10 protein-coding genes are annotated in these 14,566 nt (G+C 71.7%); 7 read left to right on the top strand and 3 right to left on the bottom strand.

The window, feature by feature from the left end; genetic code table 11:
- Positions 1-212 precede the first annotated feature (212 nt).
- Both ACFYT9_RS14130 and eccE read right to left on the bottom strand, forming a co-directional pair.
- Positions 213-935, bottom strand: a complete 723-nt coding sequence (locus ACFYT9_RS14130) for a hypothetical protein (RefSeq protein WP_376602107.1) — start codon at positions 933-935, stop codon at positions 213-215.
- The gene (eccE, locus tag ACFYT9_RS14125) at positions 932-2,281 is read right to left on the bottom strand and encodes a type VII secretion protein EccE (protein WP_389163405.1); all 1,350 of its coding nucleotides are present in this window, start codon (positions 2,279-2,281) and stop codon (positions 932-934) included. The genes ACFYT9_RS14130 and eccE overlap by 4 nt, the downstream gene beginning before the upstream one ends.
- A 181-nt stretch (positions 2,282-2,462) precedes the next feature.
- On the opposite strand from eccE, the gene eccB reads away from it, so the two are divergent.
- From eccB to ACFYT9_RS14090, 7 genes are all read left to right on the top strand, one after another.
- Positions 2,463-3,995: a type VII secretion protein EccB gene (gene eccB / locus ACFYT9_RS14120; RefSeq protein ID WP_387279433.1), complete on the top strand. Its 1,533-nt coding sequence runs from the start codon at positions 2,463-2,465 to the stop codon at positions 3,993-3,995.
- Positions 3,992-5,236, top strand: coding sequence for a type VII secretion-associated serine protease mycosin (gene mycP, locus ACFYT9_RS14115; RefSeq protein ID WP_387279431.1), 1,245 nt, complete (start codon positions 3,992-3,994; stop codon positions 5,234-5,236). The genes eccB and mycP overlap by 4 nt, the downstream gene beginning before the upstream one ends.
- Before the next feature lie 220 nt (positions 5,237-5,456).
- Positions 5,457-5,906, top strand: coding sequence for a hypothetical protein (locus ACFYT9_RS14110; RefSeq protein ID WP_389163402.1), 450 nt, complete (start codon positions 5,457-5,459; stop codon positions 5,904-5,906).
- A 6-nt stretch (positions 5,907-5,912) separates the two neighbouring features.
- Positions 5,913-7,721 (top strand): hypothetical protein, encoded by a 1,809-nt coding sequence (locus ACFYT9_RS14105; RefSeq protein ID WP_389163399.1) that lies wholly within the window; start codon positions 5,913-5,915, stop codon positions 7,719-7,721.
- A gap of 37 nt (positions 7,722-7,758) precedes the next feature.
- Positions 7,759-9,081: a S8 family serine peptidase gene (locus ACFYT9_RS14100; protein WP_389163396.1), complete on the top strand. Its 1,323-nt coding sequence runs from the start codon at positions 7,759-7,761 to the stop codon at positions 9,079-9,081.
- 83 nt (positions 9,082-9,164) lie between these two features.
- Entirely contained in the window at positions 9,165-9,527 is a 363-nt protein-coding gene (locus ACFYT9_RS14095) for a WXG100 family type VII secretion target (protein WP_376602114.1), read from the top strand.
- Positions 9,528-9,589: 62 nt separating this feature from the next.
- Positions 9,590-9,886, top strand: a complete 297-nt coding sequence (locus ACFYT9_RS14090; protein WP_387279423.1) for a WXG100 family type VII secretion target — start codon at positions 9,590-9,592, stop codon at positions 9,884-9,886.
- 530 nt (positions 9,887-10,416) lie between these two features.
- Here the strand turns inward: ACFYT9_RS14090 and eccCa are convergent.
- Positions 10,417-14,382, bottom strand: coding sequence for a type VII secretion protein EccCa (gene eccCa / locus ACFYT9_RS14085; RefSeq protein ID WP_389163392.1), 3,966 nt, complete (start codon positions 14,380-14,382; stop codon positions 10,417-10,419).
- Positions 14,383-14,566: the final 184 nt, after the last annotated feature.

Here is a 14,566-nt window from a genome sequence, read left to right as displayed (position 1 = left end):
CTTTCGCTCACGGCCTGTCGGCGGACCATGTGTCCCGTGGCGCGGGGCAGTTGGCCGGCCCCGTACCACCAGGAGAAATACTAGGGAAACCGGCCCCGCGCGGGGGCCGCTTCGGACGAGACGGCCGCCCCCGCCCGAGCCCCCGGCCCGGTCCGGCGGGCCTCCTCCGCCCAAGCCGTCAGTCCATCCGGCGGGCCGCGCCGCCCGAGCCCTCAGTCCATCCGGCGGGCCGTGCCGAGCAGGCCCGACTCCGCGTCCGTGGCGTGGGTGATGACCCAGTGCCGGTCGCCGCCCGCGCACCACAGCGTCACGCCGTCCGCCAGGGTCGGCAGCGCGTCCACCTCGGTCTGGGACAGGCCCAGGATCCGGCCGGTCTGCTGGGCCTCCTGCGGCGAGACCCGCTGGATGCCGACGAGCGTGGCCGCGCGCATCAGGCGCGGGGCGACCGGACTGAGGTACGGCAGCAGGGTCAGCACCGACTGCCACGGCGAGGAGACGACCCGCCCGCGCGGCGGCCGCATGCCGCAGTCCCGCACCACCACGGCCGGGCTGCCGACGGTCGCGCCCAGCGGCGGGACCCGGCCCACCTCGTGGAGGGTGATGCACTCCAGGCCCGCGCCCGCCGCCTGCGCGAGACCCACCCACGCGTGCGGACGGCCGGTCTCCACCACGACCCGGGACCCGGTGGCGGCGGCGCGCAGCGCCAGCACCTGCGCCGTCCACAGACCGCCGATCAGCAGGACGTCGTACGGCGTCGAGCGGTGGAAGCCCACCAGCTGCGAACGCCCCTCGGAGTCCTCCCCGATGACCACCCCGTCGTCGCCCACCGGCAGGGAGAGCGTGCCGAGTTCGGCCGTCGGGACGGTGTGCCCCGCGTGCCGGGGGCCGATCAGACCGCGCAGCCCCTTCACCGCGGCTCCACCGCGTCCCCTCATCGGGCACCTCCCAGAGGCATCGTCGCCAGTACGCCCGGCAGCTGCTCGCGGTCCAGGCGCAGCAGGCCCACCTTCGCGGTGCGCGCCGCCTGCTCCAGCGTCCGGCGCACCCGCACCAGTTCGTTGTCGGAGCCGCCGGTGACCCGGAGGTGGCCGCCGACCTCCATCGCGCCCTGACGCGTCCCGCGCCGGACGGTGAGGCTGAACGTCGTCGCGTACGCGGGCACCGACGTCAGCAGCGAGACCAGCCGCGGCAGCGGCGCCGCGCCCCGGCCGAGCTCGGGCCAGCGCCCGATCGCGTACGTGGTGTGCCAGCGGTCGTCGCACCGCCAGACGCGGGAGGTCTCGGCCGTCCGCCGCTGCGGCGCCGCACCGGCCCGGCCCGCCCGCGCCGCCGCGTGCGGGCTCGTGCAGGCCGCCGTCGCGATGGCCGAGTTGACTTCTTCCTGGTCCAGGACGACCGCCTGGAAACCGGCGCCGGTGATCCGGCTCGCCAGATGGTCCGCGATCCGCACCAGGCAGCGCTGCGCGCCCTCCAGACCGCCGCCGCGCGCCGCGACCGCCTCCCGGCAGCGCTCGGGATCCAGCTTCACCGCCACCCAGGTCAGCCGCAGGGCGGGTGCCCCGGTCCGCTCCTGGAGCGGCGTGTACGAGAGCCGGGCCACCGCCTGCTGGGGGAGGTGCGGGGCCGGAGCCGGGCGCACCTGCTGCACCAGCTGCACCGACTCCACCACGATGTCGTCGACCTCCAGCGCGTCACCCAGCAGGGTCATCGGGAAGGCCCGGGCGCCGAAGACCGGCCGCAGCGCCGAACCGCTCGCCTCGACGCGCAGCACGGCGGTCAGGAAGGAACCGTCCCCGAGCATGCCGACGGTGCGGTGGTTCCGGTCGACGTACGGCTGCGCGCCGAAGCCCCGCACGCTCTCGGTCACCGGGGCGAGGGAGGGGTCCGCGTCGGGCCCGGAGGGCTCGGTGTCCCGCCGGCGCGAGCGCAGCGCGAGCGCGGTGCCCATCCAGTCCTGCACGGCCTGGCCGCGGCGGCGTATCACCGCGAGGAGCAGCAGGACGCCCGCGACGACGCAGGTCGGGACCAGCCAGAGGCCGCCCATCACGAAGCCGACGGCCACCAGGGCCAGCGCCGACTCCACCAGCACCAGCTGCCGGAGCTGCACCGGACCGATCCGGCCGGTACGCGAGAGCGGCCGGAGCGTCGTCGTCGCGGGGACGGCCCGCGAGCCGCCCGGAGCCGGTGTCCCGGCCCGTTCGTTGCTGCGTTGCCGTCGGGAAGATTGAGGCGCTCGGCCGTTGGTCCGCCGCCCGTCGCGCGCACGCGTCGCCGTACCCATCGCCGCGTTGCCCCCTCGTGTCCGTAATAGCCGAATTCCCCTGGGCGTTGACCGGGCGATCACCCTACCTGAGCGGTGAGACACGGGTGCCGCCAGGCATAGTAGGGGGCGGCGGGACGGCTGACGGACTCGCCGAGTGTGGCAACCTGGTCGGCCGGCGGGGAGAGGGACGACACAACAGATGGCATCACGACGGGACGAACTGAACGCCTACACCTTCGCGAAGCGGAGATTGGTCGCGCAGTTCGTGCAGCCGAACTCGACGGGTTCCGAGGAGGGCGCGCCGCGCCCCCTGCGCGCGGTGGTGCCGGGCGCCATCGTCGGCGTGGTGGTCCTCGCGGTCTTCGGAGCCTGGGGCATGTTCAAACCCGTCGCCCCCAAGGACTGGGACAAGCCCGGCCAGAACGTGATCATCGCCGACAAGTCGACCACCCGTTACGTGGTCCTCAAGACCGGCGAGAAGGTCCAGCTCCACCCCGTCCTCAACATGTCGTCGGCGAAGCTCCTGCTCGACCCCGACAAGGACAAGATCATCACCGTCGCGGAGTCCGTGCTCGACAGCGGCAAGATCCCCCACGGCGCCACCCTCGGCATCCCGTACGCCCCCGACCGCCTCCCGGTCGAGAAGGAGGCCGGCGCCGCCAAGCGCTGGGCCGTCTGCGAACGCCCCGGCGAGGGCGGCCGCGCGATCCAGAAGGCCGCCTTCGTCCTCGCCGCCCGCGAGGAGGCGAAGACCGACGGCCCCGAGCGCCTGACCGGCGGCCAGCTCCTCTACGTCGAGGGCCCCGCCCCGGCCCGCACCCGCTACGTGGTCGACGCCCAGGGGACCGCGTACCCCGTGGAGAAGGACGAACTGCTGCTGCGTCAGCTCGTCGGCCAGAACCGCGTCGCCCAGCGCGTCTCGGAGGCGTGGCTGAACACCCTCCACAAGGGCGACACCATCTCCTTCCCCCGCGTCCCCGGCGAGCCGGGCGCCGCCTCCGTCGCCGACGGCCTGTTGCCGTCGGTCGCCAAGGTCGGCATGGTCATCTCCGCGACCGACGGCACCAGGCAGCAGATGTACGTGGTGCTCCAGGACCGGGTCGCCCCCGTCTCGGACTTCACCGCCAAACTACTCCTCAACAGCCGTCAGCTCGTCCCTCTCGGCCAGGCCGGCCGGCCCAGCCCGCAGAGCGGCGGCGCCTTCCTGTCACCGGGCGACACCTTCAACGGGGACAAGAAGTGGCCGACGGCCGCGCCCGTGCCCGTCAACGAGGCCAGCACCGACGAAGGCAGCCGCAACACCGTCTGCAACGTGCTCCGCGCGGTCGACGAGGACAAGGGCACCACCACCCTCAGCACCTGGGCGGGCAAGGACTTCCCCGCGACCCTGCCGACCGGCTCCAGCAGCGCGTACGTCACCCCCGGCTCCGGCCAGCTCTTCCGCCAGTTCAAGGGCTCCACGACCTCCAGCGGCTTCCTCTTCCTCGTCACCGACACCGGCCTGCGGTACGCGATGCAGTCGAACGGCGACTCCGCCACCGACGACTCCGGCATCGGTTCCTCCGGCTCCGAGGAGGAGAAGCAGGCCCGGCAGGCCGAGGCGCAGCAGGCGCAGAACCGCCTCGGCTACAAGAACATCGAGCCCCTGCCCATCCCCGCCGAGTGGTCCACCTTCCTGCCCACCGGCCCCCGCCTCTCCACCGGCGGTGCCCGCCAGCCCCAGGGCTCATGAGCACGCCCGCGCGCCGCTCCGGGCGCATCCCGCTCGTCCTCGCCACGACGGCGCTCTGCGCCCTCGGACTCCCGCTCACCACGGCACAGGCCGACGACGGCGGCCAGTGCACCTTCCCCAACAAGCCGTACGAGGGCCGCCCCTGGTCCCTCCAGCGCGTCCAACTCGACGAACTCTGGGCACAGTCGACCGGCAAGAACGTCCGCGTCGCCGTCATCGACACCGGCGTCGACGTCAGGAACCCGCAGCTGGCCAAGGCCGTCGACGCCAAGGCCGGGATCAACCTGATCCCGAAGAGCGCCAAGGACGCCAACGGCTACAAGCTGAAGCGCGGCAAGGAGAACGGCACCACCGACACCGTCGGTCACGGCACCAAGGTCGCCGGCATCATCGCCGCCCGCCCGGCCAAGGGCACCGGCTTCGTCGGCCTGGCCCCGGACGCCACGATCATCCCCGTCCAGCAGAACGACGCCGACGGCAACGGCACCGCGGAGACGCTCGCCACGGCGATCCGCCACGCCATCGCCAAGAAGGCGCACGTGATCAACATCTCCCAGGACACGGCGAACGCGGTCAAGCCGACCCCCCTCCTGGAGGACGCCGTCAACGAGGCACTGGAGCGCGAGATCGTCGTCGTCGCCTCGGCCGGCAACGACGGCCTGGGCGGCAACGTCAAGGCCACCTACCCGGCCTCGTACAAGGGCGTCCTCGCCGTCGCCGCCTCGGACCGCAACAACGAACGCGCCCAGTTCTCCCAGTCCGGCGACTTCGTCGGTGTGGCCGCGCCCGGCGTCGACATGGTCTCCACGGTCCCCGCCGGCGGCCACTGCGCCGACAACGGCACCAGCTTCTCCGCCCCGTACGTCGCCGGCCTCGCCGCCCTGGTCAAGAGCAAGCACATGGACTGGACGCAGGAGCAGATCGTCGCCCAGATCCAGCAGACCGCCGAACGCTCCGTCGCCGGCCACGACCGCCTCGTCGGCTGGGGCGTGGCCGACCCGGTCAGGGCCCTCACCGAGGACGACAAGCCCATCGAGAGGCCCGTCGCCCACGAGGGCGTCACCCGGGCCGAGGCTCCCACCCCGGCGGCCCTCCACCTCGGAGAGACCCCCGAACAGCGAGCCACCCGCCTGGCCACCTACGTGGTCGTCAGCGGAGGCGTCCTGGTCGCGGCGATCGCCGGCTCGGCGGTGGCGCTGCGGGACCACCGGAGACGGCGGGCCGCCGTGGCGGGCCGGTGATCATTGCAGACGCACACGACTGATAGCGTCGATCATGACAAACGAACTGTAGAAGTCTCGTGACGAACAAGAGACTTGGGCCTGTCAGTCGCAATCACTAGAGTGGTAAGCGCGTGATCGGTGGATGGCGAGTCGCCACGATCGCAATGCAGGACAGCAGGAGCAAACGGGGAGGATTGGCTCGTGTCCGAGGTAACGGGTGACGGGGGCGGGGGCGACGGTGGCGAGTAACCTTGAGCTCGGCGTCGGTGAGCTGAAGAAGTTCCGTGACAAGGTCGACGGGGTCATCTCGGACCTGGAGGCGAGCGCGGGCGGAGCCTCGAAGCTGGGGCAGAACCGCGTGACACGCGCCTCGCTCGGCACCGGCATGGCCTTCGCAGAGGCGGACGGCTTCTTCACGGAGTACGAGCGGGTCCACGCCTCGCTCGTCGCCCTGTCGAAGTCCCTCAGCGGCCAGATCGAACTCCTCCAGATCGGCGTCCACGCGGCCGACGTCGGCTACGGCAACGTGGAGGACGACCAGCGGCGGCGGTTCCACGAGATCCGCGCGCGCCTCAGCGAGGAGCGCGCCGAGGCCATCCAGGCCGAGGAGCAGAAGCGGACCAAGGACCCGGCGCAGCCCGCCGACCGGCGCGGCGACACCGGCAAGGCGACGGAAGGGATCGGGTGACGAACGATGAGTGAAGAGAAGACCCCCAACCCGAGTACGCCCCCTCCCTCCGACCTGACGCCGCAGGAGCAGGCTCAGGCCAAGGACACGGAGCAGATCAACGCCAAGCACCAGGCCACGGAATTCCTGGAGAAGCTGGACGACATCAAGCTCCCCTTCCCGTTCGGCGGCGACTTCCGCCTGCGCCCCAAGGGCAGCGTCTATGGCGAGACCTCCTTCGAGGGCGCTCGGCTCAACGACATGCTCGACCTCCTCGAAAGCTCCAACCCCTCCGACCTGGAGCAGGCCGGCGAGGCCCTGGAGAACGCCACCAAGTCCCTCAACGCCGCCGCCAAGGAGCTGAACAGCTTCGTCGCCGGCGTCGAGTGGAAGGGCGAGGCCGCCGTCGAGTTCCAGCGCTACGGCTCCGAGGTCGTGACCTACGCCTGGGACATCGGCAAGGTCGCCAACGCGGTCGGCTCCCAGATGAAGGTCGCCAGCACCGGCCTGACCTCGGTCCGCAACGCCAGGCCGCCGCGCGACAGCCGCCTCGTCCAGAAGAAGCCCACGGACTTCACCGAGGTCGAGAAGGTCGAGAAGAACGACGACTACCAGAAGGCCGTCCAGGCGGAGAAGAACCGCCAGGAGGCCATCAACCAGATGAACCGCCTGGCGTCGTTCTACGCGGTGTCGCAGAGCACGCTCCAGGGGCAGCAGCTGCCGAAGCCGCCAGAGGCGTACAAGGCAGGGGTGCCTTTGCCGTCCGGGTTGGTTGACGGAGGCCCGGGAGGAAGTGCATCGGGCTCTGCTTCAGCGTCTCGGGACGGCCTGTCGAGGGAGTCCTCCGGACCCATCAGCTCGGTTGAGGACCGCACAACCCAGACGATGCCCCGCACGGGTGATCAGCTCAACGGCTCCGACCCGATCCGCGAGAAGCCCTCGGACGACACGAGGGTGCAGATCGACACGGTCAAGACGCCCCCGCCGCCCACGCTCACGAACACCCCGCCCACGCCGACGGCGCCCACCAACACCCCGCCCCCGACCGGGCCCGGGATGCCTCCGCCGCTGACGCTGGGCACTCCGCCGCGCACCGGTGGACCCAAGATCACCGGCAATCCTGGCGGGCCGCGTACCGCCCCCGGCCGGACCGGGACCGGCCGCCCGGTCGGGCCGACGGCCCAGCCGGCCGTCGGCCGCACCGGCGGCCCGAAGGGCCCGCAGGCGCTGGGCCGTACGGGCGGCCCCACGAGCTCACCCATGGTGGGCCGTCCGGGCGGCCCGACCAGCTCTCCGGCGGTGGGCCGTCCCGGCAGCCCGACGGGTTCCCCGGCGACGGGGCGGACCGCCGGTCCCATGGGGCGTGCCGGCGGCCCGCCCGCCACCGGCCAGTCCGCTCAGGCGGGGCGCGCCACGCCGCAGACGGGTCGTCCCGGTCAGCCTGCCACCGGTCGTGCAGCAGGTGGCAGGGCCAACCCCATCATGGGCGGCACTCCGCAGCGCGCCACTGGCGGGAGCACGGGGTCGCGGATCCCGCGGGGCACCGTCGTCGGCAGCGAGGGCGCGGCGGCCGGCCGTACGGCGGGGGCACGCCCCACCCAGTCCGGCGTGGTCGGCGCGAACAACGCCAAGGCGACGCCGCGTCCCGCAGGACGGGGCACCCCCAGCTCCAACGGAGTGGTCGGGACACCCCGTGGCATGGGCGGCCGTGGCACCCAGCGCCCTGGCCGTGAGGAGCAGGAGCGTGAGGGCTCTTCGCGCCCCGACTACCTGACGGAAGACGAAGAGACCTGGAACAACCGTCGGCGCGGCGCCGTGCCGCCGGTGATCGACTAACCACGCGGAAGGCTCGGAAGTCAGGATGACGGCAGGAATGATCGAGAGCGGCAGGCTCCGTCGAGCGCTGCTCGGCACCACGACGACCGTGGTGCTGGCGACGGCGCTCGTCGGGGTCGCTCCGACGGCGGTCGCTGCCGACGCGCGGTCGCAGCAGTGGTACCTGGACGCGATGGGCGCTGAGGAGATCTGGAAGAAGGCGACCGGCAAGGGCGTCACCGTCGCCGTCATCGACTCGGGAGTCGATCCGGGCACCCCGTCCCTCAAGGGCAAGGTGTTGAAGGGCTGGGACGCGTCCGAGACCAAGGGCGATGAGACGGACGACTACGACGGCCACGGAACGACGGTCGCCGAACTCATCGTGGGATCCGGAGCACAGGGCGGACTTCGGGGGCTGGCCCCGGACGCCAAGGTGATTCCCTACCGGGTGAGCGACACCGAACTGCAGAATGAGCAGACCGTCAACGCCTTCGACATGGCAGAGGCGATCATGGCAGCTGCCAACAGTCCGGCAAAGATCATCAATATCTCCATGGCCAGCGACTACTACAACGAAGAGGGCAGGGAAGCTGTCCAATACGCCATGCAAAAGGGGAAATTGGTCTTCGCGGGTGCGGGCAACAACGCCGCCAAGGGCAACAAGAAGCAGTACCCCGCGAGTTACCCCGAGGCCATCGCTGTCGCGGCGAGCGATCAGGACGGCTCGGTGGCCGACTACTCGCAGCACGGCGAAACCATCGACATCGCAGCCCCGGGAACGAACATCCCCGCCTACTGCGACAAGAGCCTGACGAAGTACTGCCTCAACTACGGCACCAGCTTCTCCACCGCCATCGCCTCCGCCTCCGCCGCTCTCATCTGGTCCGCCCACCCCGATTGGACCGGAAACCAGGTCCTCCGCGTCATGCTTGAGTCCGCCGCGCGGGGCGACGGCTGGGAGCCCGATACGGTCAGCAATTACCTCGGCTACGGCATCGTCCGCCCCAACGCCAACATCTCGCGCAACGAGGGCAACCCAGGCGACCCGAACATCAACCCGTTGACCAAGGAGCCCACGGGCGGAGCCGCAGCCGGTAGCGCGACCCCGTCCACCACCCCCTCGGCCACCGCGTCCGGGGCGGCGTCCCCGTCCGCGGATGCGTCCTCGGATACGTCCGCCGCGCCCTCCGCAACAGCTTCGACACAAGCCCCCGACGGCAAGTCGACGTCGGGCGCACCTGTGGCAGGCTCCAGCGAGAGCGGGGCGAGCGCCGAGAGTGGCGGCGGCAGCAACACCGGGATCGTCATCGGCGCCGTGGCCGCCGTGATCGTCCTCGCGGGCGTGGGCGTCGTCGTCGCACGCCGCCGACGTACCGCCTGACAACACCCCACACCACACTGCGCCCGCGCGAACTGCGGGCGGGCGCAGGCTCAACAGAGAACCCGAGAAAGGGAGAGCGACACATGTCAGTCTTGAAGGTTGGCGATCAGAGTCTCAAGGATTTCCAGGACGAGCTCACCCGCAAGTTCGATGACGTGAAGGGCCAGCTGTCGGCCCTCCAGGGCGTCATCGACAGCCTCGAAGGCCGCTGGAAGGGCATCGGCGCCGGCGCGTTCGACGCCAAGCAGACCGAGATCAACCAGGGCATGGTGCGGATCGCCAAGCTGATGCTGAACTTCCAGGAGGCCATCCAGGTCACCCGGACCACGTCCAGCAACACCGACGACGAGGTCGAGGCGGCCCTGCGCGGCGTCGACGTCACCGCGGGCTTCTCCGGCGACGCGGGCGCCGAGAAGCAGGCCCGTTCGGGCATCGCCGGTCTCTGACCTCCGGGTCGGAGCCACGCACCAACCCCACCTGAACGACACCACCGACACCCGGAGGGATCATGGCTGCCAACGACGGCATCATGCTCGTCACGTACGCCTCGCTCGACGACGCGGCGAACCAGATCGACGCCCAGGCCAAGCGCCTGGACGAGGCCCTCGAGGCCATCCAGACGAAGATCCGCTCGGTCTCCAGCACCTGGGAGGGTGACGCGAAGACCGCCGCCGACGGCGCCCACGCCAAGTGGGACCAGGAGACGCGCGCGATCCACCAGGCCCTGCAGGGCATCTCCAAGGCCGTCCGCCAGGCCGCCCCGGCCTACCAGGCGGGCGACAAGCGGGCCGCGGGCTTCTTCTAAGCCGTAGCCGTACGACGGCAACACAGGGTGGGCGCGCGCGGGAGGCGCCCACCCTGTCGCGCGTTCGGGGCGCTTCCTCAGGGGGCGCCCCGAACTGCGTTCCGGACGGGCGAAGTTCGTCGCCCCCGGCGCGGGTCTCGCCGAGTGGCCGGGCTCCGGATTGCGACGACCTCCTCGGGGCCACCGTCGTAGAAGTCCAAACGGCGGTGCCAGCCTCCAGGGGCCAGCCTCGAAGACGCACTGCCCCTTGGCGACGCCCGCCGTTCGAGCCCCGAGCGACCCCGTACAGGAAGCGTGGCGCGTCCAGCGGGTCGAGGTCGTCGGAGGAGGAACTGCCTGTCAGGAAGCTTCACTTGGCCAGGCGCACGCCACCGCCAAAACCGCGAACACCCACCGCGGGTCGCGGTGGGTGTTCGCGGAGGGGCGCCCGGGCCCCGGGGGTGCGGGGGGGCTCCAGGCCCACCTCGGGCCAGGGCCGCTATCACCACGGCCACACCGCCCCGAACACGAGCGCCGCCGCCCCGCCTTCCCTACAGCTCCGGCATCCGCCCCGTCTGCACCAGCGGGTTCCCCCGCTGGCGGGAGACGAAGACGCCGCGGCCCGCCGTCATGGGGCGCATGCGGACACCGCCGAGGACGTCGCCCTCCTGCGGGTCGCCGGAGAGGAGGACGCCCTGGGCGCCGAGTTCCATCATGCGCTGCATGAAGGACTCGTACGCCGAGCGGCTGGCGCCCGCCGCGCTGCGGGCGATGATGAAGCGGACGCCCACGTCCCGCGCGAACGGCAGGAGTTCCGTCAGCTTGGCGAGCGGGTTGCCGCTCGACGTGGACACCAGGTCGTAGTCGTCGACGACCACGAACAGGTTCGGCCCCGTCCACCAGCTGCGGTCGCGCAGCTGCTGCGCCGTGACGTCCGCCGACGGCGAGCGGCGGCGCATCAGGTCGGCGAGCGCGTCGACGTGGTGCTCCATGTTGTTCGACATGGGCACGTACTCGGCCAGGTGGGTCGCCGGCGTCACGTCGAGCAGCGCGCGCCGGTTGTCGATCACGAAGAACTTGGCCGAGGCCCCGTCGTACCGCTCCGTGATCTGCTTGATCATCAGTCGCAGCAGGTTCGACTTGCCGGACTCGCTCTCGCCGAAGACGAGGAAGAACGGGTCGCGGTCGAAGTCGACGAAGACCGGCTCCAGGTTGTTCTCGTCGATGGCGAAGGCGACACCGCGCCGCGGCTCCGCGTGGCCCGCAGGCAGGGCGTGCGCGTCCAGCTCGCGCGGGAGCAGCCGGACCTCCGGCGCGCCCGGCGCCGTCCAGTGCCGGGTGACCTCCTGCGTCATCGCGGCCGTCGCCTCGGCGAGGTCGCTGTCGGAGCTGATCCCGTCGATGCGCGGGACGGCCGCCATGAAGTGCAGCTTCTCCGGCGTCAGACCGCGCCCGGGCACCCCGGTCGGCACGTTGACGGCGATCTTGCGGTCCAGCTCGGAGTCCATCGTGTCGCCCAGCCGCAGCTCCAGCCTGTTCATCAGGTGGTCCTTGAGGTTGGCGCGGACCTCCATGGAACGCGAGGCCGTGATGATCACGTGGATGCCGTAGCCCAGACCGCGGGCCGCGATGTCCACGACGGCCGGTTCGAGCCCCTCGTACTCGGTGCGGAAGTTGCCCCAGCCGTCGATCACCAGGAAGACGTCGCCCCACGGCTGGTCGGCCACCGAGATGTCGCCCCGGGCCCGCAGCCTGCGGAAGGTGGCGATGGAGTCGACGCCGGCGCCCCGGAAGTACTCCTCCCGCCGCGACAGGATGCCGTACACCTCGGCGACCGTACGCCGGACCCGCTCGGGGTCGAGCCGGGACGCGACCCCGCCGACGTGCGGCAGCCCGGCGACGGACGCCATGCCGCCGCCACCGAAGTCCAGCCCGTAGAACTGCACCTCGTGCGGGGTGTGGGTGAGCGCGAAGGCCGAGATCAGGGTGCGCAGCAGCGTCGACTTGCCGGACTGCGGGCCACCGATGATCTGCATGTGGCCGGCGGCGCCGGAGAAGTCCCGGTAGAGCGTGTCCCGGCGCTGCTCGTACGGCTTGTCCACCACACCGAGCGGTACGACGAGCCGGCCCGCGCCCTCGTAACCGGGCTGCGTCAGCCCCCGGCCCTCCACACCCGCGAGCCCCGGGAGGACCGAGTCGAGCGCCGGCGGGTTGTCCAGCGGCGGCAGCCACACCTGGTGCGCCTCCACGCCGCGCCCCTCCAGCCGGCGCACGATCACGTCGAGCACCGAGTCGGCCAGCGCCTCGTCCTCGGCCGCCCGGGCCTCGGGGACCTGCGGCCGCGCGGTCGGCTCCAGATAGCGCACCGGCACCGGCGCCGCGGTGAACGGCACCGGCCGCCGGTCCACGGGCAGCGGCCCGCCCGGCGTCACGGCGTGCTGGTTGACCCGGTACGTGCCGGAGACGTACGCGGCCTTGAACCGCACCATCTCGTCGGTGCCGTACTTGAGGTAGCCGGAGCCCGGCACGTTCGGCAGCGAGTACGCGTCGGGCACGCCGATCGCCGCCCGGGACTCGGCCGCCGAGAAGGTCCGCAGACCGATGCGGTACGAGAGGTACGTCTCCAGGCCGCGCAGCCGGCCCTCCTCCAGGCGCTGCGAGGCCAGCAGCAGGTGGACGCCGAGCGACCGGCCGATCCGGCCGATCTGCACGAACATCTCGATGAAGTCCGGCATCGCCGTCAGCAGCTCGGAGAACTCGTCGATGACGAGGACGAGCGACGGGATCGGCTGGAGCGGGGCGCCGGCCGCGCGCGCCTTCTCGTAGTCGTGGATGTTGGCGTAGTTGCCCGCGTCGCGGAGCATCTCCTGGCGCCGGTTCAGCTCACCGCGGATGGAGTCACCCATGCGGTCCACCAGCGTCAGGTCGTCCGCCAGGTTGGTGATCACCGCGGCCACGTGCGGCATCTGCGACATGCCCGCGAAGGTCGCACCGCCCTTGAAGTCCGCGAGGACGAAGTTCAGCGTCTCCGAGGAGTGCGTCACCGCCAGGCCGAGGACCAGGGTGCGCAGCAGCTCCGACTTTCCGGAGCCGGTCGCGCCGACGCACAGGCCGTGCGGGCCCATGCCCTCCTGCGCGGCCTCCTTGAGGTCCAGCATCACGGGGACGCCGTCCTCGCCGACGCCGATGGGGACGCGCAGCCGCTCCGACCGGGAGCGGGGACGCCAGGTGCGGCTCACGTCGACCGAGGCCGCGTCGCCGAGGTTCAGCAGGTCGGTGAAGTCCAGGTTGGCGAGGAGCGGCTCGTCGTCGTCCGAACCGCCCGCCACCCGCAGCGGCGCGAGCTGCCGGGCCAGCGCCTCGGCGGCGTCCAGGCTCAGCGCGTCCGCACTGCCGTCGTACACGTGCCCGTGCCCCGACTCCAGGCGCAGCTCACCGCCCTCGACGATCACCGACAGGTCGCCCCGGGTGCCGGGGCCGCGTCCCTGCACGACCTCGATGATGGTGACGCCCTGGATGCCCTCGGGCGAGGCGAGCGCCGAGGTCTGCGGCACGGACTGCCCGTCGAGCACCACGACCAGGTGCGGGAAGTCGAGCAGCGGGTGGTTCGGGCCCTGGAAGCGGGGCCGGCCCTCCAGCCGGCCGAGCACCAGGTCCTCCAGCTCCCGCGCGTCCGTCGTCATCAGCCGCCGGCTGCCCGCGCCGTCGGCGGGGCCCGACGCCTGCACGTGCGGCAGCCACTTCGCCCACTCCCACGCCGGGGCGGCGTCGTCACCGGTGGCGACGACGATGACCATGTCCTCGGGGGAGTGGAGCGCCGCCAGCGACCCCACCATGGCGCGGGTCGTCGACCGGGCCGCGTCCGGGTCCCCGCCCACCGTCAGGTGGTAGAAGGCGCGCAGCGACACCGCCATGGGCAGCCCGTCGAGGGTGCTGTGCGCGGTGAGGAACTGCTGCATCGCCCCCGCCGTCAGCGGCTCCAGCTCGTCCACCGGCGCCGTCTCGGGCGCGAGCAGCGGCGTCGCCAGCTGCTGGCTGCCCAGACCGACCCGGACCTGCGCGAAGTCGCCGTCGCCGATCCGCCGCTCCCAGATCCGGCTGCCCTCGGCGACCAGCGCCCACAGCTGCTCGGGCGAGGGGTGCAGGTAGAACTGCGCGTCCCGCTGGAGGTGCGCCGTCCGCAGCACCGCACGGCGCGTCTGCGTCAGGTACTTCAGGTAGTCGCGCCGCATGTCGGCGAGCTGTCCCTGGGTGCCCCGGCGGTAGCGGACCAGCATCGCGATGGCCATGGCCACCGTCGACGCGATCATCACCATGCCCATGATCCGCATGATCGGGTTCGGCGTCATGAAGAAGAACACCACGGAGCCGCCCATGCCGAGCATCGGCAGGAGCTGCATCAGGGCACCCTCCTGCTGCCCCCGGGGCAACTCCGGCGGAGGTTGCAACTGCACCTGCTCGTCAGGCACTTCGGACGGCAGGGCCCGCGGTGGGCGCTTGACGACGATCTGGCTCACAGCTCACCAATTTCCGTTGCCGGACGGAAAGTTCCTCCAGACGCCCCCGTGGCGACAGGATCCATCCGCGGGGAGGGATCCTACTTTGGTGCGGGGTCACGGGTGGGCGGTAGGGTGGCCCGAAATATTTGCGTGGCCATGAACTATCGCAAAAATCGGGTCATTCGGAGCGCAATATCCGGGG

Origin of the sequence: Streptomyces sp. NPDC004435 (assembly GCF_042873895.1) — a bacterium.
Lineage (GTDB): Bacteria > Actinomycetota > Actinomycetes > Streptomycetales > Streptomycetaceae > Streptomyces.
This window is presented reverse-complemented; position numbering and strand designations above follow the sequence as displayed.